General features: G+C 66.0%; 24 protein-coding genes. 18 read left to right on the forward strand and 6 right to left on the reverse strand.

Annotated elements, in window-relative coordinates:
* Positions 1 to 110 precede the first annotated feature (110 nt).
* Positions 111 to 419, reverse strand: a complete 309-nt coding sequence (locus ACW4E8_RS33575; RefSeq protein ID WP_456808448.1) for an H-NS histone family protein — start codon at positions 417 to 419, stop codon at positions 111 to 113.
* A gap of 541 nt (positions 420 to 960) precedes the next feature.
* On the opposite strand from ACW4E8_RS33575, the gene ACW4E8_RS33580 reads away from it, so the two are divergent.
* The 18 genes from ACW4E8_RS33580 to cheZ all read left to right on the forward strand — a co-directional run bounded on the left by ACW4E8_RS33580 (position 961) and on the right by cheZ (position 20,298).
* Positions 961 to 2,727: a methyl-accepting chemotaxis protein gene (locus ACW4E8_RS33580; protein ID WP_456808449.1), complete on the forward strand. Its 1,767-nt coding sequence runs from the start codon at positions 961 to 963 to the stop codon at positions 2,725 to 2,727.
* Between the two features lie 113 nt (positions 2,728 to 2,840).
* Complete coding sequence (locus ACW4E8_RS33585) at positions 2,841 to 4,808, forward strand: putative bifunctional diguanylate cyclase/phosphodiesterase (RefSeq protein ID WP_456808450.1); 1,968 nt, start codon at positions 2,841 to 2,843, stop codon at positions 4,806 to 4,808.
* Between the two features lie 153 nt (positions 4,809 to 4,961).
* Entirely contained in the window at positions 4,962 to 5,354 is a 393-nt protein-coding gene (locus ACW4E8_RS33590) for a response regulator (RefSeq protein WP_456808451.1), read from the forward strand.
* Positions 5,355 to 5,495: 141 nt separating this feature from the next.
* Entirely contained in the window at positions 5,496 to 5,972 is a 477-nt protein-coding gene (locus tag ACW4E8_RS33595) for a chemotaxis protein CheW (RefSeq protein ID WP_018311878.1), read from the forward strand.
* 104 nt (positions 5,973 to 6,076) lie between these two features.
* The gene (locus ACW4E8_RS33600; RefSeq protein WP_456808452.1) at positions 6,077 to 7,726 is read left to right on the forward strand and encodes a methyl-accepting chemotaxis protein; all 1,650 of its coding nucleotides are present in this window, start codon (positions 6,077 to 6,079) and stop codon (positions 7,724 to 7,726) included.
* A gap of 119 nt (positions 7,727 to 7,845) precedes the next feature.
* Positions 7,846 to 9,705, forward strand: coding sequence for a methyl-accepting chemotaxis protein (locus ACW4E8_RS33605; RefSeq protein ID WP_456808453.1), 1,860 nt, complete (start codon positions 7,846 to 7,848; stop codon positions 9,703 to 9,705).
* Positions 9,706 to 9,749: 44 nt separating this feature from the next.
* A complete protein-coding gene (locus ACW4E8_RS33610; RefSeq protein WP_456808454.1) occupies positions 9,750 to 10,484 on the forward strand; it encodes a DUF4088 domain-containing protein in 735 nt (244 codons plus the stop codon).
* 484 nt (positions 10,485 to 10,968) lie between these two features.
* Positions 10,969 to 11,286 carry a flagellar transcriptional regulator FlhD gene (flhD, locus tag ACW4E8_RS33615; protein WP_010812713.1) on the forward strand — a complete coding sequence of 106 codons (318 nt, stop codon included), beginning with the start codon at positions 10,969 to 10,971 and terminating at the stop codon, positions 11,284 to 11,286.
* Positions 11,283 to 11,888: a flagellar transcriptional regulator FlhC gene (gene flhC / locus ACW4E8_RS33620; RefSeq protein ID WP_013951937.1), complete on the forward strand. Its 606-nt coding sequence runs from the start codon at positions 11,283 to 11,285 to the stop codon at positions 11,886 to 11,888. The genes flhD and flhC overlap by 4 nt, the downstream gene beginning before the upstream one ends.
* A gap of 119 nt (positions 11,889 to 12,007) precedes the next feature.
* Positions 12,008 to 12,871: a flagellar motor stator protein MotA gene (motA, locus tag ACW4E8_RS33625; RefSeq protein WP_114134187.1), complete on the forward strand. Its 864-nt coding sequence runs from the start codon at positions 12,008 to 12,010 to the stop codon at positions 12,869 to 12,871.
* A gap of 27 nt (positions 12,872 to 12,898) precedes the next feature.
* Positions 12,899 to 13,870, forward strand: coding sequence for a flagellar motor protein MotB (gene motB, locus ACW4E8_RS33630; protein WP_456808455.1), 972 nt, complete (start codon positions 12,899 to 12,901; stop codon positions 13,868 to 13,870).
* Positions 13,871 to 13,922: 52 nt separating this feature from the next.
* Positions 13,923 to 15,935: a chemotaxis protein CheA gene (gene cheA, locus ACW4E8_RS33635; RefSeq protein WP_456808466.1), complete on the forward strand. Its 2,013-nt coding sequence runs from the start codon at positions 13,923 to 13,925 to the stop codon at positions 15,933 to 15,935.
* 42 nt (positions 15,936 to 15,977) lie between these two features.
* Positions 15,978 to 16,472 (forward strand): chemotaxis protein CheW, encoded by a 495-nt coding sequence (locus ACW4E8_RS33640; protein ID WP_010812708.1) that lies wholly within the window; start codon positions 15,978 to 15,980, stop codon positions 16,470 to 16,472.
* A 30-nt stretch (positions 16,473 to 16,502) separates the two neighbouring features.
* Positions 16,503 to 17,414, forward strand: coding sequence for a CheR family methyltransferase (locus tag ACW4E8_RS33645; protein WP_456808456.1), 912 nt, complete (start codon positions 16,503 to 16,505; stop codon positions 17,412 to 17,414).
* Positions 17,414 to 18,064 carry a chemoreceptor glutamine deamidase CheD gene (gene cheD / locus ACW4E8_RS33650; protein WP_456808457.1) on the forward strand — a complete coding sequence of 217 codons (651 nt, stop codon included), beginning with the start codon at positions 17,414 to 17,416 and terminating at the stop codon, positions 18,062 to 18,064. The genes ACW4E8_RS33645 and cheD overlap by 1 nt, the downstream gene beginning before the upstream one ends.
* Before the next feature lie 23 nt (positions 18,065 to 18,087).
* Positions 18,088 to 19,170, forward strand: coding sequence for a protein-glutamate methylesterase/protein-glutamine glutaminase (locus ACW4E8_RS33655; protein ID WP_456808458.1), 1,083 nt, complete (start codon positions 18,088 to 18,090; stop codon positions 19,168 to 19,170).
* An 88-nt stretch (positions 19,171 to 19,258) separates the two neighbouring features.
* The gene (gene cheY / locus ACW4E8_RS33660; protein ID WP_456808459.1) at positions 19,259 to 19,645 is read left to right on the forward strand and encodes a chemotaxis response regulator CheY; all 387 of its coding nucleotides are present in this window, start codon (positions 19,259 to 19,261) and stop codon (positions 19,643 to 19,645) included.
* Between the two features lie 17 nt (positions 19,646 to 19,662).
* Positions 19,663 to 20,298: a protein phosphatase CheZ gene (cheZ, locus tag ACW4E8_RS33665; RefSeq protein WP_456808460.1), complete on the forward strand. Its 636-nt coding sequence runs from the start codon at positions 19,663 to 19,665 to the stop codon at positions 20,296 to 20,298.
* A 270-nt stretch (positions 20,299 to 20,568) separates the two neighbouring features.
* Here the strand turns inward: cheZ and ACW4E8_RS33670 are convergent, their stop codons facing one another.
* The 5 genes from ACW4E8_RS33670 to ACW4E8_RS33690 all read right to left on the reverse strand — a co-directional run.
* Positions 20,569 to 20,988 (reverse strand): PaaI family thioesterase, encoded by a 420-nt coding sequence (locus tag ACW4E8_RS33670; RefSeq protein ID WP_456808461.1) that lies wholly within the window; start codon positions 20,986 to 20,988, stop codon positions 20,569 to 20,571.
* 269 nt (positions 20,989 to 21,257) lie between these two features.
* Positions 21,258 to 22,247 carry a zinc-dependent alcohol dehydrogenase family protein gene (locus ACW4E8_RS33675; protein ID WP_456808462.1) on the reverse strand — a complete coding sequence of 330 codons (990 nt, stop codon included), beginning with the start codon at positions 22,245 to 22,247 and terminating at the stop codon, positions 21,258 to 21,260.
* A gap of 173 nt (positions 22,248 to 22,420) precedes the next feature.
* Positions 22,421 to 23,527: an alkene reductase gene (locus ACW4E8_RS33680; protein WP_456808463.1), complete on the reverse strand. Its 1,107-nt coding sequence runs from the start codon at positions 23,525 to 23,527 to the stop codon at positions 22,421 to 22,423.
* Positions 23,520 to 23,678 (reverse strand): hypothetical protein, encoded by a 159-nt coding sequence (locus tag ACW4E8_RS33685; protein WP_456808464.1) that lies wholly within the window; start codon positions 23,676 to 23,678, stop codon positions 23,520 to 23,522. The genes ACW4E8_RS33680 and ACW4E8_RS33685 overlap by 8 nt, the downstream gene beginning before the upstream one ends.
* 31 nt (positions 23,679 to 23,709) lie before the next feature.
* Positions 23,710 to 24,503: oxidoreductase (locus tag ACW4E8_RS33690; protein ID WP_456808465.1), on the reverse strand; the 794-nt coding region annotated here is incomplete at its 5' end.

Here is a 24,503-nt window from a genome sequence, read left to right on the forward strand (position 1 = left end):
CGGCCCGGGCAGGTGGTTTCGCGGTGTTGTGCAGGCGCCGCGGAAGGCCAGAAAACAAAAACGCCACGGATGAATTCCGTGGCGTTTTGCCGTCTGCCGGATCCCGTGTTTCAGCGGATCAGGAAGTCTTCAACTGCTTTGCCCTGGGCCAGGGCCTGGGTCAGCCAGCCCGGGCGCTTGCCGCGGCCGGTCCAGGTATTGCCGGCGCTGTCGCGATAGCGTACCGGCACCTTGCGGTTGAGCGCCTTCTTGCCGGCCGGCGCCTTTGCGCCAAAACCCAGGTCTTCTGCGGTCAGGGCATATTGCTCGATTTTCTCGCGAATATCCGCGATCACCGTGGCTTGTTCGCGTGCCTTGATTTCCTCGGCCTGCTTCTGCAGTTCACTGATTTTCTGAACGATTTCCTGATACGTCGCCATTGGGTCCTCGGTTTCCGGTGGAGTGGAATGCGGTGGGTGTGTGCGGGGGTGAAAATGCTGAAAACAATTATAACGGGGTAGCCGCCCGCTGCAAATCCTGCCGTACTAATCAGATGCTGTTTTTGCGAAAATTCTTGGCGCCGATAACTGTGTGAACTTTCGGTGTCATGGTCTGTCACCGGCATTTCCGTCGTCGTCGGCGTTGCCCGGCTGCAGTTCCGGCCGCAGTTCCGGCTTCAAGGCCCGCAAATGGTGCGGCCGTGCGCAAACCGGCCCGGCGGCAGCCGGCCGCCGCCAAAATCAAATCGCCATAATCGGCCGCGGCAAATTCGCAAAGCCGTTTGCGGCGCTAGCGCGGCAGCCCACGTGGCGTATATCCGACACGCCGGTTATCGCCGATTAATTGCGCCCGCCACCGGCGCGACGGCTCAAGTACGAGGAGGCGGCGCCGTTATCCGGGCAGGGCGGATCATCTGGGCGTCGATCCTGCCGGAACGGGGCCAGGGGTGTGCCCCGCGGGTTGCCACAGTCTTCTTTCATCATGTCCTTCCACAACAACATCCAGATCAAGACCCTGCTGCGGGGCGCCATGGGAATGCTGTCGCTGCTGCTGTTGCTGGTCGGCGGTGCCGGCCTGCACGGTATTTCACAAAGCAATGATGCCCTCAGGGAGACTTTTGCCAACCAGCTCGGCTCCACCGTCGCGCTCAGCGAGGCGATGCAGGCCACCACGCGCATGCGCCTGGCACTGGACCGCAACGTGATGCAGGGCGAGCAGGACGATCCCAAGGTTCACGTGGACCGCTCCAAGGTGTTCGTGGAGGCTTCGGAGGCTGCCTGGAAGCGCTATATGAACCTGCCGCAGAATCCTGAGGAAAAGGCGCTCGGCGCGGAACTGGGCAAGCAGCGCCAGGCGTTCATGGAGCAGGGCGTGCTGCCGCTGCAGGCGGCCTCGCTGGCGGGCAACCAGGAAGAGGCCCTGCGGCTGGCGAAGAAGGTGCTGCCTGACCTGCAGCGCAGCATGTCGAGCGTGCACGAGAAGCTGCAGAAATTCCAGATGACTGCCGGGCAGGCCAACTTCGATGCTGCGCAGGCCAGCTTTGCGCGCATCCGCATGCTGTCGATCGTGCTGATCGTGCTGGGCCTGGCGGTCGCCGTGCTGTGCACGGCCACGCTGAACCGCGCCATCGTCACGCCGGTGGAAGAGGCGCTGGCTGTGTTCGAGCGCATCGCCCGCGGCGACCTGACCTCGCGCATCGCCAGCATCTCGAAGAACGAGATCGGCCGCATGATGCAGGCGCTGGCCGCGATGCAGGCCAGCCTGTCGGGCATCGTTGCCGACGTGCGCACCGGCGCCGATTCGATGGCATCGGCCACGCAGCAGATTTCCACCGGCAACCTGGACCTGTCGCAGCGCACCGAGGAACAGGCCTCGTCGCTGGAGCAGACCGCGGCCAGCATGGAAGAGCTGACCACGGTGGTGCGACAGAATGCCGACAACGCGCGCCAGGCTGGCGTGCTGGCCAACGAGGCCTCGCAGATCGCGCTCAAGGGCGGCGACGTGGTGGGTCGCGTGGTCGACACCATGAACGAGATCAACGGCGCCTCGCGCAAGGTGGTCGAGATCATCAGCGTGATCGAGGGCATTGCCTTCCAGACCAATATCCTGGCGCTCAATGCGGCGGTGGAAGCCGCGCGTGCCGGCGAGCAGGGCCGCGGCTTTGCCGTGGTGGCGGGCGAGGTGCGCAGCCTGGCGCAGCGCTCGGCCTCGGCCGCCAAGGAGATCGAGGCGCTGATCGGCGAGTCGGGCCAGCGCGTGGAGAGCGGCACCCGGCTGGTGGCCGAAGCCGGCCAGACCATGGGCGAGATCGTCCAGGCCGTGCGCCGCGTGACGGACATCATGAACGAGATCGGCGCCGCGTCGCAGGAACAGACCAGCGGCATCGAGCAGGTCAACCAGGCGGTGACCCAGATGGACGAGGTCACGCAGCAGAATGCCGCGCTGGTGGAAGAGGCCGCCGCCGCCGCCGGGGCGCTGGAAGAACAGGCGCAGAAGCTCAAGAACGTGGTCTCGGTGTTCAACCTTTGCACGGGTACGGGAGTGGGGGCAAGCGCGGCCGCGACGGCTGTCGCTGGCCGCACCGCACGCACCATGTCGGTGCGACCGGCGGCAGCTGCGGCGCGTTCGGCAACTGCGGCGCCGCGTGCCGTTGGTGCCCGCCCGGCCGCGGCGCTGCCGGCAAGCCGTCCGGCGGCGAGGCCCGCGCTGGCCGTTGCCGGGGCCGATGATGACTGGAGCGCGTTCTAGACTATTGTCCCCACCATTGCCTTGTTCACACGGCGACTGCAAGATGCCATGATGCGGGGTTTGCCCCGCGTCCTGACCTTCTTCGCGCATTCTCTTCATCATCGCGCAGCCCAATGATTGCCCTGAGTTCCGTCCTGTTGCTGCTGGCTGCCCTGCTGGGCGTGGCCGCCGCCCTCGGCGTTCGTGCCGGGCGTGCGGACCAGTCAGCCGGTGGCCGCTCGCTGCGCACGCTGACCTGGTCGGCGGCACTGTTGTCGCAGCTGAGCGTAAGCCTGCCCGTGCTGGTGGTGATGCTGTCGGGCAGCGTGCCGGCGGCCAACGACACGGCGCAGATGGCGGCCAGCTTCGCCGCCGCCGCGGCAGCCACCGCGGCTGCCAAGCTGCTGGTGCAGTGGCTGCGCCAGGGCACGCGGCTGTGGCGTGGTGCGGCGATCATGGCGGTCGTCGCCGGCGCCGGGCTGGTGGCCGCGGCCGGCACGCACCTGGGCCGCGCCTGTGGCGCGGGCTCGGTGTCGGCGCGTGCCTGCATCGATGCCGCCGGCCTGCCGCACCCCGCCTGGCTGGCGGGCGGGCTGACCGCGCTGTGCGCGCTGATGTTCGCCGTCCACCGCGCGCAGTCGCGTGGCTGGCTGCCGGCGCACCACGAAGCCGGCCTGGCCGATGAGCTGGCGGACGAGGCGCACGGCCTGCCGCGCGGGCACGAGCCCCGGCTGGCGCGGCGCGGCGCACGCATTCCCGGCCGCCCCGGCCGTCTTACCGTGCGTGCCGCCGCGCGCGGGCAGGGCACGGTGGGCGAGTACAGCGTGGCAACGACGATGCCTGACCGCGTCGCCTTCGGCCGCTGGCTGGACCAGGCGATCGCGCAGGCGCGGCTGGCCGAGACCGGCTGCGCCGTGTTGCTGATCCATATTGCCGATTACCGCGAAGTCGACGAGGTCTTCGAGATCCGCGCCGACGATATCCTGGCCCAGGACGCCGGCGCGCTGGCGCAGGCCGTGCTGGAGCCGCATGACTTCCTGGCCCGGCTGGCGCGCGACGAGTTTGCCGTGGGCGTGCCGGAGCTGGTCCATCATGGCCGCGCGCAGGAACTGGGCTCGCGCATGCTCGGCTCGCTGGCCGAGTTCATCGCCGCGCGCGGCTTGCAGATGCAGATCGGCGTGAACATCGGCATTGCCATCTATCCGCGCGATGCGCAGACCTCCGAGGCGCTGATGCAGGCCGCGCGCGTCAGCCTGGCCGAGGCCCGCCAGAGCGGCTCGAACCAGGTGCGCCTGTTCAACAGCGCCGCCGGCGAACGCGCGCGCCGCACCCGCGTGATCCGGCGCGACCTGTGGCTGGCGATCCAGGATGACGCACTGTCGCTGCAGTTCCAGCCCAAGTACGATGCGCGCCGGCGCACGCTGGTGGGGGCGGAAGCGCTATGCCGCTGGCGCCATCCCGCGCTGGGCCAGGTGAGTCCGGCCGAGTTCATCACCGTGGCCGAGCAGTCAGGCCAGATCGACAAGCTCGACGATTGGGTCCTGACCAGCGTCTGCCGCCAGGTGCGCCAGTGGCGGGACGCCGGCGTGCCCACCGTGCCGGTGGCGATCAATGTCTCGGGGCTGCGCTTTGCCAGCCGCAATTTCCCGCAATACCTGCTCGAGCAGATCCACCAGCACGACATCCCGCCGTCGGCGATCACGCTGGAGATCACCGAGACCGCGGCGATGAAGGACATCGGCAAGTCACTGGAAACGCTGGCTGAGCTGCAGTCGCTCGGCATCCAGGTGGCGCTGGACGATTTTGGCAGTGGCTATTCCAGCCTGGGCTACCTCAAGCGCCTGCGCGTGGGCACGCTCAAGATCGACCGCACCCTGATCGGCGGGCTCGACACCGATGCGCAGGGCCGCGCCATCGTCGGCTCGATGGTGGCGCTGGCGCATGAGCTGCGCATGAAGGTGGTGGCCGAGGGCGTTGAATCGGCATCGCAGCTGGAGATCCTCAATGAGATGGGGTGCGACGAGGTGCAGGGTTACCTGCTGTCGCTGCCGCTGGATGCTGCCGGTTTTGCCGATGCCTTGCGCGAGCAGGGCGGCGCCTGACGCCTAAAGTTTTTCCGCAACGCGGCCGATAACCGGTCTGGCAGGCTGCCCGCGTTTGCGGCGCAGCCCTGCGCCGGCCCGTCCGTCGCCGGCTGTGCTGCCCGTGCTGTCCATCCTGGCGGATCAACCGAGTCCTGCAAACCGGAGGCGCCCATGTCATCGCCCAGCATTCTCGTCGTCGACGATTCCCCTTCGCTACGCCGCATGATCGGCGCCTGCCTGCGCGCAGGAGGGTTTGACGTGACCGAGGCGGCCGACGGCGACCAGGCACATGCGCTCGCAGCCGGCGCCAGCTTCGGCATGCTGGTCACCGACCAGGTCATGCCCGGCATGGATGGACTCACGCTGATCCGCAGCCTGCGCGCCACTGAGCGCTATGCGTGCATTCCCATCCTGATGCTGACCACCGAGCAGGACGGCAGCATCCGCGAGCAGGCCCGCGCCGCCGGCGCCTCGGGCTTCCTGCCCAAGCCTTTCGATCCCGACGAGCTGATGCAGGCGGTGACCGCGCTGCTGCCACCGGCGCACCCTACCTCGGAAGGGTAAGGAAAGCCGGGCGTCGCCCTTCAGTCACCCGGATTGCTGCCGTAAACACTGGTGGGCGAAGTCATGCCCCGGTGCCAGCCAGCGGCCTTGGCCGCAGCAGCGCCAGCAAACCAGCATGAGTCAAATTTGGGGGGCTAGACGATGAAGCACATCGACAAGGCAGACGGCGCGGGCGAGGAGTTCCTGGCCTTTACGCTGGGCCGGGAAGAATACGGCGTCGACATCCTGAAGGTCCAGGAGATCCGCGGCTACGAGTCGGTCACCCAGATTGCCAACGCACCGGACTACATCAAGGGCGTGATCAACCTGCGCGGCATCATCGTGCCGATCATCGACCTGCGCATCAAGTTCCGCCAGCAGAACGTCAGCTATGACCAGTACACGGTCGTCATCATCGTCGACCTCAACGACCGTACCACCGGCATCGTGGTGGATGGCGTGTCCGACGTGCTGACCCTTGCCGCCGAGCAGATCAAGCCCACGCCGCATTTCTCCGGCGAACTGGCGACCGACTACATCCGCGGGCTGGGCTCGGTCGAGCAACGCATGCTGATCCTCGTCGACATCGAGAAGCTGCTCAACACCGAAGAACTCGCCGCGCTCGAAGCGGTGGCGTGATCCCGCGGCAGCGCCAACGTTGTCCGGCCGGCACCCCGCCTGCCGGACCGAACCCGCCCGGGGTGCAGCAACTTGCCGCGCCCGGGCCTGCAGTACTGTCATAGATGCGAAACAACCAACCCGTTACGCAGCGCGAATACAAGCTCTCCCCATCGGACTACCTGATCTCGCGCACGGACCTCAAGGGCCGAATCACCTTTGCCAACCGCACCTTTATCGAGGCGAGCGGCTTTGCGGCCGAGGAGCTGCTCGGTGCGGCGCACAACCTGGTGCGCCATCCCGACATGCCGCCGGAAGCCTTTGCCGACCTGTGGCAGGACCTGCAGGCCGGCCGCACCTGGATGGGCGTGGTCAAGAACCGCCGCAAGAACGGCGACTTCTACTGGGTCAATGCGACCGTGACGCCCACGCGCGTCGATGGCAGCGTGGTCGGCTACACCTCGGTGCGCTCGATGGCGACGCGCGAGCAGGTGGAAGCCGCCGGCGCCGCCTACGCACGATTCCGGGCCGGCCGCGCGGACGGGCTGGCGATCCGCCACGGCGCCGTGGTGCGCACCGGGCTGCGCGGCCTGGTGCAGGGCCTGCTGCGCCTGAACCTGAAGCGCCGCATCCTGTGGGCGCAGGCCGGCGGCATGGTGTGGTTCCTGGCCGCACTGGTGGCGGTGGAAGCCCTGGGCGGCGCAGGCGTGGCCGCCTTGCGCCCGTGGCTGTGGGGCGGCTTTGCGCTGGCGCTGGCGTCGTCGTTCGCAGCCGGCACCATGCTGCTGGCGCGCGTGCACCGTCCGGTGCGCCACATGCTGGACTTTGCGCTGCGCATGGGCGCGGGCGACCTGACCACCCGCTTCGAGCACCGCAGCGCGGACGAGATCGGCGCGCTGGCGCAGGCCATGCAGACCATGCAGCGCAGCCTGCAGTCGGTGGCGCACGAGATCCAGGAAGGCATGGCCAGCATCTCCACGGCAACGCGCCAGGTGGCCGCGGGCAACAACGACCTGTCGCAACGCACCGAACAACAGGCGGCGGCGCTGGAACAGACGGCTTCGAGCATGGAAGAGCTGACCAGCACGGTGCGCCAGAACGCGGACAACGCGGTCCAGGCCAGCGGGCTGGCGGCGAATGCGTCGGAGACGGCGCTGCGCGGCGGCGAAGTGGTGGGCCGGGTGGTGCAGACCATGGACGAGATCAACGATGCGTCGAAGAAGATCGTCGACATCATCGGCGTGATCGAAGGCATCGCCTTCCAGACCAACATCCTGGCGCTGAACGCGGCGGTGGAAGCGGCGCGCGCCGGCGAGCAGGGCCGCGGCTTCGCGGTGGTGGCGGGCGAGGTGCGCAGCCTGGCGCAGCGCAGCGCCAACGCGGCCAAGGAGATCAAGGGGCTGATCGGCGATACGGTGGAGCGCGTGGATAACGGCTCGGCGCTGGTGGGCCAGGCGGGCAAGACCATGGACGAGATCGTGCAGGCGGTCAAGCGCGTGACCGACATCATGGGCGAGATCAGCGCGGCGTCGGCCGAGCAGAGCGCGGGCATCGAGCAGGTCAACCAGGCCGTGGCGCAGATGGACGAGGGCACGCAGCAGAACGCGGCGCTGGTGGAAGAAGCCGCCGCCGCCGCGGGCTCGCTCGAAGAGCAGGCCATGCGCCTGCGCGACGCCATTGCCACGTTCCGCGTCAGCATGCAGGCCGAGGTGCGTCCGCAGCGCCTGCCGGCCCATGCGCGTGCCGATGCGGGCCAGTCACTGGCACAGGCCTAGTCCACGGAACCAGGCCAGTCCGAAACAAGAACGAGGCAGGCGCGGAACACCGGCCTGCATGCGTACAAAACGGGTGCGGCACGCCGCGCCCGAGGCTTCAGTTACAAGGGGGAGTTGCTATGCATTGGTTCAATCAATTGCGCGTCACGACCAGGCTGGTTGCCGGATTCCTGGTCGTTGCCGTGATCGGCGCCGTGATGGGGCTGCTGGGGGTGGTCAACATGGGGCGCATGGCCGACTGGACCGACAAGATCTACCACCATGACTTGCAGGCACTGAAAGCCGTGCAGGACGCCAATATCAACCTGGTCTATGCCAGCCGCGCGCAGATCGGGCTGCTGTCGGCATCGACCATGGGCGAGCGGGCGGCCGAGAAGGAGCAGATCGTGAAGTCGCTCGGCGCGATGGACGAGCGCATCCGCCAGGTCGCGGGCGCTTTCGAGATGCCTGAGGGCAAGGCACTGGTCAAGCAGTACCAGGAGCTCTCGCCGGCCTTCCGCGCGCGCATGGAGAAGTACGTCGAACTGGTCAGCAAGCAGCCGCTGGATACCTCGCAGTTTGAAAGCCAGGTGTTCTCCGAGAGCGCCGACCTGCTCAAGGACAGCCATGCGCTGGAAGCGGTGATGTTCCAGATGGTCAAGCGCCGCGACGACCGCGCCCGCAACAACATGGAAGAAGCGCGCAGCGTCTACCACGCATCCCGCCTGTGGATGCTGGGCCTGGTGCTGGGCGGCCTGGCGCTGTCGGTGCTGCTGGGCGTGCTGCTGGCGCGGGCGCTGTCGCGCCAGCTGGGCGGCGAGCCGGGCTATGCGGCCGCGATTGCCGCGCGCATTGCCGAAGGCGACTTCTCCTCGCCGGTGACCACGCGCGCAGGCGACAAGAGCAGCCTGGTCTATGCGATGCAGCAGATGCAGCAGCAGCTGTCGCGCATGGTGCGCGATTTCAAGGTGTCGGCCGAATCCATCGGCAGCGCCTCGCGTGAAATCGCCGCGGGCAACAACGACCTGTCGCAACGCACCGAGCAGCAGGCGGCGGCGCTGGAGCAAACGGCGTCGAGCATGGAAGAGCTGACCAGCACGGTGCGCCAGAATGCGGACAACGCGCGCCAGGCCAGCGGGCTGGCGGCCAACGCGTCGGAGACGGCGCTGCGCGGCGGCGAAGTGGTGGGCCGGGTGGTGCAGACCATGGACGAGATCAACGATGCGTCGAAGAAGATCGTCGACATCATCGGCGTGATCGAAGGCATCGCCTTCCAGACCAACATCCTGGCGCTGAACGCGGCGGTGGAAGCGGCACGCGCCGGCGAGCAGGGCCGCGGCTTTGCGGTGGTGGCGGGCGAGGTGCGCAGCCTGGCGCAGCGCAGCGCCAACGCGGCCAAGGAGATCAAGGGACTGATCGGCGATACGGTGGAGCGCGTGGACAACGGCTCGGCGCTGGTGGGCCAGGCGGGCAAGACCATGGACGAGATCGTGCAGGCGGTCAAGCGCGTGACCGACATCATGGGCGAGATCAGCGCGGCGTCGGCCGAGCAGAGCGCGGGCATCGAGCAGGTCAACCAGGCCGTGGCGCAGATGGACGAGGGCACGCAGCAGAACGCGGCGCTGGTAGAAGAAGCCGCCGCCGCTGCCGGCGCGCTGGAAGAGCAGGCCAGCCGGCTGCAGGCGGCCGTGGCGACGTTCCGCCTGGCGGCTGAGGATGCCCGCGCGGGTTCGTTCGTGGCCCAGCCCCTGCCTGCGGCGACGGCGGTGCCGGCCAAGGCGTCTCGTGCCGCCGGCGCGGTGCGCGCCATCCCTGCCGGCAAGCGGGTCGCCAAGGCCCTGCCTGCCAGCACGAAGGCCGCGGCTGTGCCTGCGGCGGACAACGCCGCCGCACCTGAGGCGGCTGATGCTGTCGCCGTGCAGCCGGCGCGGCTGGTGGCGGGCAGGACCCAGCGGCCCGCGCTCGCAGCCGCCGACAACGGCGACTGGAGCGCGTTCTGACCCCCACCGGCAACGGGCCGCGCGGCGGCCCGGATGGCAAGGCTATGGCGACCGAGATCAACCTGGCCCTGCCGCATGACGATGCGGCCCGGCTGCGCAAGGAATTCGAGCAGTTCGTCGGGGTCTCGACCGGCCTGGACCGCGAGTTCCTGCCGCCCGATTTCCAGGAATTCCTGCGCGCGCGGCTGCTGCAGCATGACGGCCCGCTCACCGAGCGCGCGGTCTCGCGGCTGCTGTCCGGCGGTGAATACGGCTGGGCACGCCGCGTGTTCGACAAGCAGTTGCCCAATGCGCTGGCGGCGCTGATGCGCGATGCCCAGCGCTTTGGCTTCGGGCTGGCAGTGCAGCCCGACTGGACGCCGGACCAGCGCCTGGCGCATGCGCGCGAATGGGCCGCGCAGGTGCTGTCAGAATGCGGCGCCGATGCGGCCTTCACCGAGCCGCTCGCCACACAGGTGGCGGCTTCGGCGGAAGACGTGCGGGTGCTGGAAGAGCGCATGCGCACGCCCGCATGGCGCCTGGCCGAAAGCCTGCGCCAGCGCGCCTATGACCTGATGTACGCGCTGCAGACCGAAGACGGCGAAGCCGCGGGCCGCGCACGCGTGGGCGAGTTGCGCGGCATGCTGGGCCTGGCCCTGGAGTACGGCTCGGTGCGGCCGGAAGAAGCCTCGCGCGTGCTGGAGCAGGTCGAGCGCATGCGCCCGGCGCTGTTCCGCGAAGCGCCCGACGATGTGTTCGCCCGGCTGGCGGCGTGGCTGCGGCGCATGTTCGCGCACTGAGGGCGCGGTGGGAGTCTGGCCCGCTGCATCCGGCCACGAATTTCGTACTGGGATGACGGACAGTGCTTGCGCGCTGAACGCCACACGCGGCACTCGTCAATAGAGGATTCCAGCAGGCTATCGAGGACGCTGGTCGCGCGTTTGCAGATATGACGTTTGCGAGACTGGCTTGCGCCAGATCAAGTGTCAGAAATGTGACTGTTACAAAATGTGCGCGCTCATGTATGTTTCGTGCGACATTTGCATCTCCCCCCGCGTAAGTAGGGATTGGCATTGCGGGTCGATTGCCGATATAAACGCAACAGTCTTACTTACACTCTGTAACACTTGTAACGGGGTTGATTACAGTTGGACACGGGCGTAGTTCCTTAGTCGTACGTTGTACCCGCCCAGCCGCATACAAACGATCTGGTCGCCGGGCCCGCAAGGGCAACGGTAAGCGCCGGACAAGCGGCTACGGCGGGTTTTTGGTAGCGGGGATAAATTGGAAAGCAGTGAAGTTCTCCAGGAGATCAGGGAGGTTAACCTCGCCTATCTGCTGCTCGCGCAACGCCTGGTGCGCGAAAACCAGGTCGAAGCCATGTTCCGGCTCGGGGTCAGCAAGGAAATTGCGGATATTCTTGCCAAGCTGACTTCCGCGCAACTCGTCAAGCTGGCGGCATCCAACATGGTGCTGTGCAGGTTCCGCTTCGACGACCATGCGCTTCTGTCCACTCTCACCCACACGGCCAAGAGCCATGACATGCAGCAGATCCACGCCGCGATCCTGCTTGCACGCCAGCCTGTGGAGTCGCTCAATTGACCGCGCTCCTGCAGGCCGAGCCGACCCGGAGCTACACGGCCACCTCCGTTCCCAGCCGCAAGAGCGTGCTCCAGGATGCGAACCAGACCCAGCTTGCCATCGAGCTGATCGGCCTGGGCGCGCGCCTGCAGGTGCTTGAAGCCGAGACCACGCTGTCGCGTGACCGGCTCATCCGCCTGTACAAGGAGCTGCGCGGCGTCTCGCCCCCCAAGGGCATGCTTCCCTTCTCGACGGACTGGTTCACCACCTGGCTGCCGAATATCCACTCGTCGCTGTTCTTCTCTGCCTACCAGTTCATGGTGCAGGAGGGCGAGACCGTGGGCATTCGCGCGGTGGTGGCTGCCTACCGCCTGTACCTTGAGCATGTTTCGCTGCTCGGCGGCGAAATTGTCTTAAGTTTCACGCGTGCCTGGACGTTAGTACGGTTCTTCGAGAGCAACATGCTGCAGCTGTCCCGGTGCACGTGTTGCGGCGGGCAGTTTGTCACGCACGCGTATGAGCCGCACGCGAACTTTGTGTGCAGCCTGTGCCGTCCGCCGTCACGCGCAGGGAAAGTGAAGAAGCTCTCGAAAGACGCCGCCGCCGTGCAGACCAACACCTGATCCTGGTCAAGGTCCGCCGGCTGGCAAGCTTGCTGCGCTGGCGGACGGATTCTCTCCGTGCGCCCGTGCAACGGGCAAATGAGCGTGGCTGACGCGCGTTTTTAGACGGGGATCCGATCGTGCTAGTAGTTCTTGGCTATGTCGTCGTGGTTGTGGCGGTGCTTGGCGGTTACGCCATGACCGGCGGCCACATGGGCGCGCTATATCAACCGGCGGAATTTGTGATCATCGGGGGCGCCGCCTTCGGCGCCTTTATCGCCACCAATACAGCAAAGGCCATCAAGGCCACCGCCAAGGCGCTGCCGGGCCTGTTCAAGAGCTCCAAGTACAAGAAGGAGCTGTACCTGGACGTCATGTCGCTGCTGTACGTGCTGCTGTCCAAGGCACGGCGCGAGGGCATCCTGTTCCTGGAAAAGGAAATCGCGGACCCCGCCGCCAGCAGCGTCTTCAGCCAGTACCCGCGCATCCTGTCGGATCCGGTGGTGATGGAATTCCTCACCGACTACCTGCGCATGATGGTCAACGGCAACATGAACGCCTTCGAGATCGAGGCCCTGATGGACCACGAGATCGAGACCTTCCGCCACGAGGCCGAGATCCCCGCCCATGCGCTGTCGCGTGTCGGCGACGCGCTGCCCGCCTTCGGCATCGTTGCCGCGGTGATGGGCGTGGTGCATGCGCTGGGTTCGGCCGACCTGCCGCCGGCTGAGCTGGGCGCGCTGATCGCGCACGCCATGGTCGGCACCTTCCTGGGCATCCTGCTGGCCTATGGCTTTGTCTCGCCGCTGGCCGCGCGCATCGAGCTGCAGGTGTCCGAGAACGTCAAGGTCTACGAATGCATCAAGGTGGTGCTGCTGGCCTCGCTCAACGGCTACGCGCCGCTGGTGGCGGTGGAATTCGGCCGCAAGGTGCTGTACTCCACGGTGCGGCCGTCGTTCCTTGAGCTCGACGACCACGTGCGTGAAGTCAAGAGCCTGAATTAAGGCGCGCAAGCAGCAAGGGGCACCGTCATGAGCAGCGCACACGATATGCGTCCGATCATCGTCCGCCGGGCGAAATCGCACGCCAGGCCGCACGGCAACCACAGCTGGAAGATCGCCTACGCCGACTTCATGACGGCGATGATGGCGCTGTTCCTGGTGCTGTGGCTGCTCTCCAGCGCCAACAAGAAGACGCTGGAAGGCATTGCCGAGTATTTCCGCATGCCGCTCAAGGTGGCCATCGTCGGCGGCGAGAAGAGCAGCCAGACGCCCAGCGTGATCCCGGGCGGCGGCCAGGACGCGCTGCGCAAGGACGGCGAGACCATGCGCGCGCGCAACAACGAACCCAGCGACGAGCAGCGGCGCAACGAGCAGCAGGAAGCGCAGCGCCTGCGCGCGCTCAAGCAGCGCCTTGAGCAGATCATCGAGAACAACCCGATGCTGCGCCAGTTCCGGCCGCAGCTGCTGCTGGACATCACCAGCGAGGGGCTGCGCATCCAGATCCTGGATACGCAGAACCGGCCGATGTTCCGCACCGGCAGCGCCACGGTCGAGACCTATATGCGCACCATCCTGCGCGAGATCGGGCCGGTGCTGAACGAACTGCCCAACAAGGTCAGCCTGTCGGGCCATACCGATGCAGCCAACTATTCCAACGGCGAGCGCACCTACAGCAACTGGGAACTGTCGGGCGACCGCGCCAACGCTTCGCGCCGCGAGCTGATCGCCGGCGGCATGCAGGAGGGCAAGGTGCTGCGCGTGCTGGGCCTGGCCGCGACCATGCCGCTGGACAAGGAAGACCTGCTGGCGCCGGTGAACCGGCGCATCAGCATCGTGGTGCTCAACCACAAGGCCCAGGCGCGCTTCGAGGCCGAGAACGCCAGCGCCGCCGAGGTCTCGGTGGCGGCGCAGGCCGGCAAGGCTGCGCAGGAGATGCAGGCGGGGCTGGCAGCGGCCTCCGCGCCCGCGCCCGCGCCTGCGCCCACGGGCAGCAAACCATGACGCGCGGCCGCTGCGGCAGCGCCAGTGCAGTAACCAAGTGACTCAGGACGCCATGTCTGTCGATATCGATATCACACAGTTTTACCAGACCTTCTTCGAGGAAGCGGAAGAACTGCTCGTCGAAATGGAGCAGCTGCTGCTCGGCCTGGACATTGAGTCGCCCGATTCCGAGCATCTGAACGCGATCTTCCGGGCGGCGCATTCCATCAAGGGCGGGGCTGCCACCTTCGGCTTCGCGGCGCTGACCGAGACCACCCATATTTTCGAGAACCTGCTGGACCGCACGCGCCGGCAGGAACTGGCGTTGACCAGGACCATCATCGACACCTTTCTGGAAACCAAGGACGTGTTGCAAGACCAGCTCAACGCCTACCGCAACGGCACCGAACCCGATCCGGAAACGCTGGCGCGCATCTGCGCCGTGCTGCAACAGCTGGCGCAGGAAGCCGCCGGCCATGCCGGCGCAGCTGCCCCGGCCCCGGCGCCCGCACCTGTTGCCGCAACGACCCCCGCTGCCGCTGCCACGGGCGGCGGGCTCAAGATCCGACTGATCCGGGTCTCTGCCTCTGACCAGGCGCTGCTGCGCGAGGAACTGGCCAACCTGGGCGAGATCACGGGCCAGCAGGAGGTGAATGGCGAACTGGTGGTGTGGCTCAACACCCAGTGCAGCGCCGACGACATCATCGCGGTGTGCTGCTTCGTGATCGACCTGGACCAGATCGTGATCGAAGCCGAAGCCGAGGCACCTGCTGCTGCCCCGGCGGTGGTTGAAGTGCCGGTCCCGGCGCCCGTCCCGCTCGCGGCCGCCCCCGCCGCCGCAGCGGCAGCGCCCGCCGCCGCGCGCGAGAAGGCAAAGCCGCAGGCGAGCGCCGCGCACGGCGAAGGCTCGATCCGCGTGCCGACCGAAAAGGTCGACCAGATCATCAACCTGGTGGGCGAGCTGGTGATCACGCAGTCGATGCTGGCGCAGACCGCCTCTGCGCTGGACCCGGTGCTGTTCGACCGCCTGTTCTCCGGCATGGGCCAGCTCGAGCGCAACGCGCGCGACCTGCAGGAAGCGGTGATGTCGATCCGCATGATGCCGATGGACTATGTGTTCTCGCGCTTCCCGCGGCTGGTGCGCGACCTGGCCAGCAAGCTCGGCAAGCAGATCGACCTGGTCACCTTCGGCAAGGCCACCGAACTGGACAAGAGCCTGATCGAACGCATCATCGATCCGCTCACGCACCTGGTGCGCAACAGCCTGGACCACGGCATCGAGACCCCTGACAAGCGCGTGGCCGCCGGCAAGGACGCGACCGGCCAGCTGATCCTGTCCGCGCAGCACCATGGCGGCAATATCGTCATTGAAGTCAGCGACGACGGCGGCGGCCTGAACCGCGAGCGCATCCTGGCCAAGGCCATCCAGAACGGCCTGCCGGTGTCCGAGACCATCACCGACGAAGAGGTCTGGCAGCTGATCTTCGCGCCGGGCTTTTCCACCGCCGAAGTCGTCACCGACGTGTCCGGCCGCGGCGTTGGCATGGACGTGGTCAAGCGCAACATCCAGGAGATGGGCGGCCATGTCGAGATCAGCTCGCGCCCGGGCCTGGGCACCACCATCCGTATCGTGCTGCCGCTGACGCTGGCGATCCTGGACGGCATGTCGGTCAAGGTGGGCGAAGAGACCTTCATCCTGCCGCTGAACTGCGTGATGGAGTCACTGCAGCCCAAGGCCGAGGATGTCCACACCGCCGCCAACTCCGACCGCGTCATGCACGTGCGCGGCGAATACCTGCCGCTGCTGGAAATGCACCGCGTGTTCAACGTGGCCGGCGCGCTGCAGGAGCCCACGCAGGGCATCGCCGTGATCCTGCAGGCCGAAGGCAAGCGCTTTGCGCTGCTGGTGGACCAGCTGATCGGCCAGCACCAGGTGGTGCTGAAGAACCTGGAAACCAACTACCGCAAGGTGCCGTGCATCTCGGCGGCGACCATCCTTGGCGACGGCAGCGTGGCGCTGATCGTCGATGTCGGCGCGCTGCAGCGCACCGGCGTGCGCCGGCAGGAACCGGCGCTGGCGCAGTAAGCGGCCAACACCCATCGTCCAATCACAGGAGAACGAGACATCATGGCCGGCATCGGACACATCGATACCCCCGGAAGCGACGCTTCGGGCCAGGAGTTCCTGGTCTTCACGCTGGGGTCGGAGGAATACGGCATCGACATCCTCAAGGTGCAGGAGATCCGCAGCTACGAGACCGTGACCCGCATCTCCAGCGCGCCGGACTTTATCAAGGGCGTGACCAACCTGCGCGGCGTGATCGTGCCGATCGTCGACCTGCGCCTGAAGTTCCGCCTGGGCAACGTGCGCTACGACCACCAGACCGTGGTCATCATCCTGAACGTGGCCGGCCGCGTGGTCGGCATCGTGGTGGATGGCGTGTCCGACGTGCTGACGCTGACGGGCGATGCGATCAAGCCCGCGCCGGAGTTCGGCGTGTCGATCTCGACCGAGCACCTGACCGGGCTGGGCACCATCGACGGCCGCATGCTGGTGCTGATCGACATCGAACGCCTGATGACAAGCGCGGAGATGGCGCTGGTCGAGGCCGAGCTGGCCTGACGCAGCGCACGCACCACGGAAGCACATCCCATGACGCCGTTCCGCACTGCCGCCAGCGTTCCCGGCCAGACCGGGTCGGTCCTTGCGTCGGGCGCCATCCTGCGGCGCGACGACGCGCGCGACTTCCTGCTGACCGAACGCGACTTCGAGAAAATCCGCGCGCTGATCCACCGGCGCGCGGGCATCTCGCTGGGCAGCCACAAGCGCGAGATGGTCTACAGCCGCCTGGTGCGCCGGCTGCGCACGCTGCAGCTGTCGGACTTCGCCTCGTACCTGGCGCTGCTGGATGCGGACGACCGCTCTTCGGAGTGGGAGTTCTTCACCAACGCGCTGACCACCAACCTGACCTCGTTCTTCCGCGAGGCCCATCACTTCCCGCTGCTGGCCGAGCACGCCAAGAAGACTGGCCGCCCCTACAGCGTCTGGTGCTCGGCCGCCTCCACCGGCGAGGAGCCTTACTCGATCGGCATCACGCTGGCCGAGGCGCTGGGCGACCGTGCCGGCACGGTGCTGGCCACCGACATCGACACCCAGGTGCTGGCCAAGGCCCGCAGCGGCGTGTATTCCGCGGAGCAGGTCGCGCGGCTGTCGCCGGAACGGCTCAAGCGCTTCTTCCTGAAGGGCACCGGGCCGCGCACCGGTTCGGTCAAGGTCAAGCCGGAGCTGGCCGCCACCATCGCGTTCGAGCCGCTGAACCTGCTCGCGCCCGACTGGGGCATCCGCGAGCAGTTCGACGCCATCTTCTGCCGCAATGTGATGATCTACTTCGACAAGCCGACCCAGGGACGCATCCTGGAGCGCTTCGTGCCGCTGCTCAAGCCGCACGGGCTGCTCTTTGCCGGCCACTCGGAGAACTTCTCTTATGTCACGCGCGCCTTCCAGCTGCGCGGGCAGACCGTTTATGAACTGGCGCCAGATGCGGCCAGGGCGGGAAGGCCGTGATGCGCACGCCCCATCTGCCCGAGGCCCTTGCCACGCGCACGTATTTCGACCGCGAGTTCGGCAAGCAGGCCATCAAGCTGTTGCCCAACGAGTACTACGTGACCCGCGAGGACGTGGTGCTGACCACCGTGCTGGGCTCGTGCGTGGCTGCCTGCATCCGCGACGAGAGCGCCGGTGTGGGCGGGATGAACCACTTCATGCTGCCCGATGACGACGGCAGCGCCGACCGCATGCTGTCGGCGTCGATGCGCTACGGCAGCTATGCGCTGGAAGTGCTGATCAACGAACTGCTCAAGATGGGCGCGCGCCGCGAGCGGCTGGAGGCCAAGGTCTTCGGCGGCGGGGCGGTGCTGGCCAATATGACCACGCTGAATATCGGCGACCGCAACGCGGACTTCGTCTTGCGCTACCTGAAGACCGAGGAGATCCGCGTTGCGGCGCAGGACCTGCGCGGCCCGCATGCGCGCCGTGTCAGCTACTTCCCGGTCGGCGGGCTGGCGCTGGTGCGCCGCCTGACGCGGCAGGACGACCAGGTTTCGGTGGCGCGCGACGAGCGCGCACTGGCCCGCGCCATTGCCACCTCGGCCCGGGCGCCGGCGCAATCGCCTGAACTGTTTGCGCGGCAGTCCTTTTCGCGCCAGCTTCCCTGAAACCAATACAAGCACGATCAATCATGACTGCCGCCAAGATCAAGGTGCTCTGCGTGGACGATTCCGCGCTGATCCGCAGCCTGATGACGGAGATCATCAACAGCCAGCCCGACATGGAAGTGGTGGGCACCGCGCCCGACCCGCTGGTGGCGCGCGACCTGATCAAGCGCCTGAACCCGGATGTGCTGACGCTGGACGTCGAAATGCCGCGCATGGACGGCCTGGACTTCCTGGAACGCCTGATGCGGCTGCGGCCGATGCCGGTGCTGATGGTGTCGTCGCTGACCGAACGCGGTTCCGAGATCACCATGCGCGCGCTGGAGCTGGGCGCGGTGGACTTTGTCACCAAGCCCAGGCTGGGCATCCGCGACGGGCTGCTGGAATACACCGACACCATCGCCGACAAGCTGCGCGCCGCGTCGCGCGCCCGCGTGCGCGCGGCCGCGCAACCGGCCGCGCCAGCAGCGGCTGGCGCCGAGCCCGTGCCGATGCTGCGCAGCCCGCTGCTGTCGACCGAAAAGCTGATCATCCTGGGCGCTTCCACCGGCGGCACCGAGGCCATCAAGGAATTCCTGATGCCGCTGCCGCCCGACAGCCCGGCGGTCATGATCGTGCAGCACATGCCGGCCGGCTTTACGCGCTCGTTTGCGCAGCGGCTGGATGGCCTGTGCCGCATCACGGTCAAGGAAGCCGTGCACGGCGAGCGCGTGCTGCCGGGCCATGCGTATATCGCGCCGGGCGATTCGCACCTGCTGCTGGCGCGCAGCGGCGCCAATTATGTCGCGCACCTGTCGCAGGAAGCGCCGGTCAACCGCCACCGCCCGTCGGTCGACGTGCTGTTCGATTCGGCCGCGCAGCATGGCGGCAAGAACGTGATCGGCGTGATCCTGACCGGCATGGGCCGTGACGGCGCGCGCGGCATGCTGCGCATGCGCGAGGCCGGTGCCTACAACCTGGCCCAGGACGAGCACACATGCATTGTGTTTGGCATGCCGAAGGAGGCGATCGCCACCGGCGGCGTGCATGAAGTCGTGCCATTGCCGGCGATGACCCAGCGCGTGATGGCGCGCCTGGCCACATACGGTACGCGCGCGCAGCGGGTGTAAACGAAATCGGGCCGAGCGGGGCGCGCATGCCGGCGCGCGGCGCTCGTCCTGGCAACAAGCCAACACTGTATTTACTGGAGCCCTCAAAGTGGACAAGAGCATCAAGATCCTGGTCGTGGATGATTTCCCGACCATGCGCCGGATCATCCGCAACCTGCTCAAGGAGCTGGGTTTCGTCAACGTCGAGGAAGCCGAGGACGGCGCCGCCGGCCTGGAGAAGGCCAAGGATGGCAGCTTCCAGTTCGTGATCTCGGACTGGAACATGCCCAATATGGACGGCCTGACCATGCTGCAGGCGATCCGTGCCGACGCCAATATCGGCAAGATCCCGGTGCTGATGGTGACCGCCGAAGCCAAGAAGGAAAACATCATTGCCGCCGCCCAGGCCGGCGCCAACGGCTACGTGGTCAAGCCGTTCACGGCCGCCACGCTGGACGAGAAGATCGCCAAGATCTTCGAGAAGCTCGGCGGCTGAGGCGGAGGCGCGTTTCCATGACCCCGACCCTGAGCAATGATTCCGCCGAGCAACTGGTCATCCGCATCGGCAACCTGACGCGGATGCTGCGCGACAATATGCGCGAGCTCGGCCTGGACAAGGAGATCGAGCGCGCCGCGCAGGCCATTCCCGATGCGCGCGACCGGCTGAACTACATCGCCGCCATGACCGAGCAGGCCGCCGAGCGCACGCTCACCGCGGTCGAGCTGGCGCAGCCGATCCAGTCCGGTATCGAGCAGCAGGCCGAAACCCTGGACAAGCGCTGGGACGCCTGGTTCGAGCAGCCGGTGGAACTGGCCGACGCCCGTTCGCTGGTGCTCGACACCCGCGCCTTCCTGTCCGAGGTGCCCGCCCAGGCCCGCGCCACCAACAGCCATCTGCTCGACATCATGATGGCGCAGGACTTCCAGGACCTGACCGGCCAGGTCATCAAGAAGATGATGGACATGATCCGCGCGCTGGAGCAGGAGTTGCTGCAGGTGCTGATCGACAACGTGCCGTCCGAGCGCCGCGTGGAAGCGCCGGCGCCGTCGACGCTGATGAACGGGCCACAGGTGAATCCGGAGGGCAAGCCTGACGTGGTGTCGGACCAGGCGCAGGTGGACGATTTGTTGGCGAGTTTGGGGTTCTGACCATTTGGGCTAGCTGGTGGGCGCCAGATGGGAAAACGGAGGCCGGTTATCGCCAGCCGTCCTGGCTACTCTCCCGAAAAAGGAAGTTCATCGCCGATCTGTTGGGGGAATGAGGGTCGCAGAACGACCCGTTGCCGGCATTCGGTCTCCGACACGGCGATGTCTGTTCTCACTCGGCTAACAGTCATTCGTTCGCGCAGCGTCCTATCGTGAGCGATCATGCACGAAATAGCTTATCGGCCGGTTACTCATGAATGATGCTGCGACTATTTAGCGGAGGAGCATCTGAGTGCAGCGAAACAGCGCGATCGTACGCCCGTTCGGATCGAAAACCGAAGCATCCCAGACATGCGTGCTCCGTCCGAGATGGACGGCCGTCGCAACGGCCTTGATTGTTCCGTCGTGGCACGTTCCGAGGAAATTGCTTTTGAGTTCGAGCGTAGTGAAATTGGGAGCGTGCTCGGGCAGGTGCGCAATGCAGGCGTAGCCACAGCAGGTATCGGCAAGCCCGATAACGGTGGCCGCGTGCAGGAATCCGTTAGGTGCCAGCAATTGAGGACGGATCTCGAGCTCTCCGGTCAGCATGCCTTGAGCGAGCGCGACAATGCGCACGCCAAGCAGATCGGGCAGCATGCCGCGCTGGCGTTGGTGGAGAACCTCGATGGTGACGTCCGGACGCAGCGCGCTCATAGTTACTCCTTAACAGAATGCCGTTACTGGGGCGCAAACGGCGAACAAGTAGTATAAGACCCCAGGCCCCCCAGGTTGACGCTGCAAATACTTGATCGCGTAGTTCGTTCAATTTCGTTGGGACCCCTGCAGCTTCTTCCCCGTAGGAAAGGTTCGTCACCACCGGGTGCGCGAATTCGTCAACTTTGTCGACGTCCACCCCGGGCGCGCGCGTAGCGCCGGCGCACCGGTGGTTGCGCCACGCCGCGCGGGGCTTGTTGCGGACGCGCTTACACCGTCACGACAATCTTGCCGAACTGGCCGTTCGCTTCAACATAGCGGTGCGCTTCGACCATTTCATCAAACGTGAACGTCTTGTCGATCACCGGCTTGAGCGCGCCGGACGCGAGCCCGCCCAAGATGAAGTCGACGGCCGCCTTTTGACGTACCGGGTCGCCGCTTGTGTTCCAGATTGTGTATCCGACAATGGTCGGCAGCTTAATCAGAAGGTCCAGGTAGGACAGTTGTGATGGTTCCTCGCTCAGCGCGCCATACACGAGCAGCATGCCGCCGGTCTTCATGGCCTGGATCAGCTTGCCAAGGCTAGGGCCGCCGACGGGATCGAACACCACGCGCGCGCCGGCACCGGCGGTGATGCGCATCACCTCAGCTACCATGTCCTGTTCATCGGTGGCGATGACGAAGGCGGCACCGGCGTCTAGCAATTGCTTGCGCTTGGCACTGGTGCGGGTCAGCGCGACCGGTGTTGCGCCAACCATATTGGCCAGCTGAATCGCGGCCAAGCCCACGCTGCTCGACGCGGCAGAAATCAGCACGACGTCGCCTGTGTCTAGCTTGGCCGTCTCGATGAAGGCGCCGTATACGGTGATGAACATCATCCAGATCGACGACGCCTGCGCGAACGTTAGCGAGGGCGGATGTGAGACGACGGCTGAGACCGGCGCGATCACCAATTCGCCGTACATGCCGTACTGGTTCTGCGAAAATGCCGGCACGGTGTTGACGGCGTCGCCCACTGCAAACCGCGTGACGTCAGGACCGACTGCATCGACGATGCCGGCCGCCTCGTAACCGAGCCGGGCCGGTAGCTTGACCTCCTCGATATATTCGCCCCTACGCCACATGGACTCGGCGCGGTTCAGACCGATGGCCTTGACGCGGATCCGCACTTCGCCGGCTGCCGGCGCGGCGACGTCCACTTCCTTGTAGGTGAGTACTTCAGGGCCGCCGAGTGTGGCAAATTGAATAATACGTGGCATGGTAAGACTTCTCGTTTGATTGAATGCCGCACCTGATTCGGTGAGCTGGGCGGGAAGCTGGTACGCCTCCGCTGCTTTCCGCAGACGCTCGGGATTGCCACTGCATGCAGCGTTGGTCCTGTCTGAGGACCAACACCAATTCCGCGATGGAGAGACAAGTTCGAAGAGCAGTATCAGGCGGCGGCGCGCTCCTCATAAAACGGGTAGTCGATGTAGCCGACATCCGTCCAGCCGAAGAAGGTTTCGCGATCGTAGGGGTTAAGCGGCAATTTGCGGCGCAGTCTTTCGGGCAGGTCGGGGTTCGCGATGAAGTCGCGGCCAAAGGCGACCAGGTCGGCATCACCAGCCTCGATGATCGCTTCCGCCGTTTCGCGCTTGAATCCGCCCGCGGCAATAATTGTGCCGCTGTATACCGTGCGGATCAGCTGCGAAGCAATTGGATTGGGGTCCCTGGTTTGGTCCTCAATGACTCCCTTTACGCGCGGCTCGATAAGGTGCAGATACGCAAGATTGAGCTTGTCCAGTTCGGTAGCAACGTAGGTGAACAGGCCTTGAGGATCGCTGTCGTACATGTCGCCAAATGAACCGCTCGGGCCCAGGCGCACCGCGACCCTGTCACTACCCCAGACAGAGATTACCGCGCGTGTGGCCTCGATGAGGAAACGAGCCCGATTCTCGAACGAACCACCATAGATGTCGGTGCGCTTGTTGCTGCCGTCCTGCAGGAATTGGTCAAAAAGGTAACCATTGGCGGAGTGCAGTTCCACTCCGTCAAATCCTGCTGCAAGGCCTCGGTCGGCGGCACGTCGAAAGCTCTCCACGAGTTCCGCGATCTCTTCAATCTCCAATGAACGATTCGGCGTGTTGTCCACCCAGCCCGACCGCGTGTGCGCCACACCGCCATGGGGATTGGCCGACGGCCCTACCGGCTGATTGCCACCTGGTTGAAGTTCAGCATGCGACTGCCGCCCTGCGTGGTAAAGCTGCAAGAAGATCTTGGCGCCCTTGGCATGTACAGCTTCTGTGACCAGACGCCACCCAGCGATCTGGCTATCGTCGTAGAGTCCCGGGGCGCCAAAGTAGCCGTTGCCATTGGGCGCGACGATGGTGGCTTCACTGATCAGCAGTGCCCCGGGCGATGAGCGCTGGGCATAGTACTCTGCCATCAGCGAACCGGGAACTGCGCCTTCGTCGGCGCGCATGCGCGTGAGCGGCGCCAGCACGACGCGGTGCGACAACGCATGGGGACCTACCTTGACGGGTGTGAATAGCTTAGGCATCAAAATGACTCCTTAAAGAGACGAGTTTTGCGTGCGGGATGTAGTCGGGCGACCAGAAGCGCTCTGCGGCGGCATAGTCGCGTCGGTTGAAAAGGGTGTCGAATGCGTCGAGTACAAGCGCCTTGTTGGCGGCTTCGGTGGCGTTGGTCATGCCGATTTCCTGAGATGAGAGGTGACTGCGTTCACGCCGCGGCTGGCGGGAGCGGGGGATAGTTGGTAAAGCCTTCGGACGTGGAACCGTAGACCTTTGACCAATTAATGTCGGCAAGCGGTGCATCGAGAGCGATGCGCGCTGGCAGATCCGGATTGGCAATGAATGGGCGGCCAAACGCGACCATATCGGCCAGTCCGCCATCGATCAGCCGGTTGGCGCGCGCACGGTCGAAATCGACGTTCGCAATGATGGTGCCGCCATACAGGTCGCGGAAATGGCGGAACATGCCGTCGCCCGCCAGCGTGGCCAGCGGCGTTGCGGAAAGGTCGGCCATGCCGCCCATCAGCAACAGATGGGAGAGCGAGTAATCGTTGAGCCGGCCGATTACGAATTCGGATGTGGCGAAAGTCTCGTCTGTGGAAACGAAAGCCCCCGTCTCGGACGTCGCCGGCCCCGTCTTGATCCCGGTTCGGTGTGCGCCAACTGCCTCGACCACCGTTTCCACGACTTCGAACAGAAAGCGCGCGCGGTTTTCCGTCGAGCCACCGTATTCGTCAGTGCGCAGATTGGTGCGGACGTTTAGGAACTGGTTGAACAGGTAGTGATAGCCGCCCTGGATTTGCACGCCGTCGAAGCCGGCTGCAATGGCGTTGCGCGCGGCGCGGCCAAAGTCGGCAACCGTGCGACGGATGTCTTTCCGATCCATTGGGCGCGGCACCACGGTGTCCTGGTGGCCGGTTGCCGTCACGCTTTGCTGCTCCGGGTTGACTGCCGAAGCCGATAGTGGCGCCTTGCCCGCATGGAAGTCGGGATGACCTAACG

The organism is Cupriavidus sp. CP313 (genome assembly GCF_054072015.1).

What these genes read in the sequence shown, in the direction of transcription:
- ACW4E8_RS33575 (WP_456808448.1), bottom strand. Translation starts at nt 419, where the DNA reads ATGGCGACGTATCAGGAAATCGTTCAGAAAATCAGTGAACTGCAGAAG.
- ACW4E8_RS33580 (WP_456808449.1), top strand. Translation starts at nt 961, where the DNA reads ATGTCCTTCCACAACAACATCCAGATCAAGACCCTGCTGCGGGGCGCC.
- ACW4E8_RS33585 (WP_456808450.1), top strand. Translation starts at nt 2,841, where the DNA reads ATGATTGCCCTGAGTTCCGTCCTGTTGCTGCTGGCTGCCCTGCTGGGC.
- ACW4E8_RS33590 (WP_456808451.1), top strand. Translation starts at nt 4,962, where the DNA reads ATGTCATCGCCCAGCATTCTCGTCGTCGACGATTCCCCTTCGCTACGC.
- ACW4E8_RS33595 (WP_018311878.1), top strand. Translation starts at nt 5,496, where the DNA reads ATGAAGCACATCGACAAGGCAGACGGCGCGGGCGAGGAGTTCCTGGCC.
- ACW4E8_RS33600 (WP_456808452.1), top strand. Translation starts at nt 6,077, where the DNA reads ATGCGAAACAACCAACCCGTTACGCAGCGCGAATACAAGCTCTCCCCA.
- ACW4E8_RS33605 (WP_456808453.1), top strand. Translation starts at nt 7,846, where the DNA reads ATGCATTGGTTCAATCAATTGCGCGTCACGACCAGGCTGGTTGCCGGA.
- ACW4E8_RS33610 (WP_456808454.1), top strand. Translation starts at nt 9,750, where the DNA reads ATGGCGACCGAGATCAACCTGGCCCTGCCGCATGACGATGCGGCCCGG.
- motB (WP_456808455.1), top strand. Translation starts at nt 12,899, where the DNA reads ATGAGCAGCGCACACGATATGCGTCCGATCATCGTCCGCCGGGCGAAA.
- cheA (WP_456808466.1), top strand. Translation starts at nt 13,923, where the DNA reads ATGTCTGTCGATATCGATATCACACAGTTTTACCAGACCTTCTTCGAG.
- ACW4E8_RS33640 (WP_010812708.1), top strand. Translation starts at nt 15,978, where the DNA reads ATGGCCGGCATCGGACACATCGATACCCCCGGAAGCGACGCTTCGGGC.
- ACW4E8_RS33645 (WP_456808456.1), top strand. Translation starts at nt 16,503, where the DNA reads ATGACGCCGTTCCGCACTGCCGCCAGCGTTCCCGGCCAGACCGGGTCG.
- cheD (WP_456808457.1), top strand. Translation starts at nt 17,414, where the DNA reads ATGCGCACGCCCCATCTGCCCGAGGCCCTTGCCACGCGCACGTATTTC.
- ACW4E8_RS33655 (WP_456808458.1), top strand. Translation starts at nt 18,088, where the DNA reads ATGACTGCCGCCAAGATCAAGGTGCTCTGCGTGGACGATTCCGCGCTG.
- cheZ (WP_456808460.1), top strand. Translation starts at nt 19,663, where the DNA reads ATGACCCCGACCCTGAGCAATGATTCCGCCGAGCAACTGGTCATCCGC.
- ACW4E8_RS33670 (WP_456808461.1), bottom strand. Translation starts at nt 20,988, where the DNA reads ATGAGCGCGCTGCGTCCGGACGTCACCATCGAGGTTCTCCACCAACGC.
- ACW4E8_RS33675 (WP_456808462.1), bottom strand. Translation starts at nt 22,247, where the DNA reads ATGCCACGTATTATTCAATTTGCCACACTCGGCGGCCCTGAAGTACTC.
- ACW4E8_RS33680 (WP_456808463.1), bottom strand. Translation starts at nt 23,527, where the DNA reads ATGCCTAAGCTATTCACACCCGTCAAGGTAGGTCCCCATGCGTTGTCG.
- ACW4E8_RS33685 (WP_456808464.1), bottom strand. Translation starts at nt 23,678, where the DNA reads ATGACCAACGCCACCGAAGCCGCCAACAAGGCGCTTGTACTCGACGCA.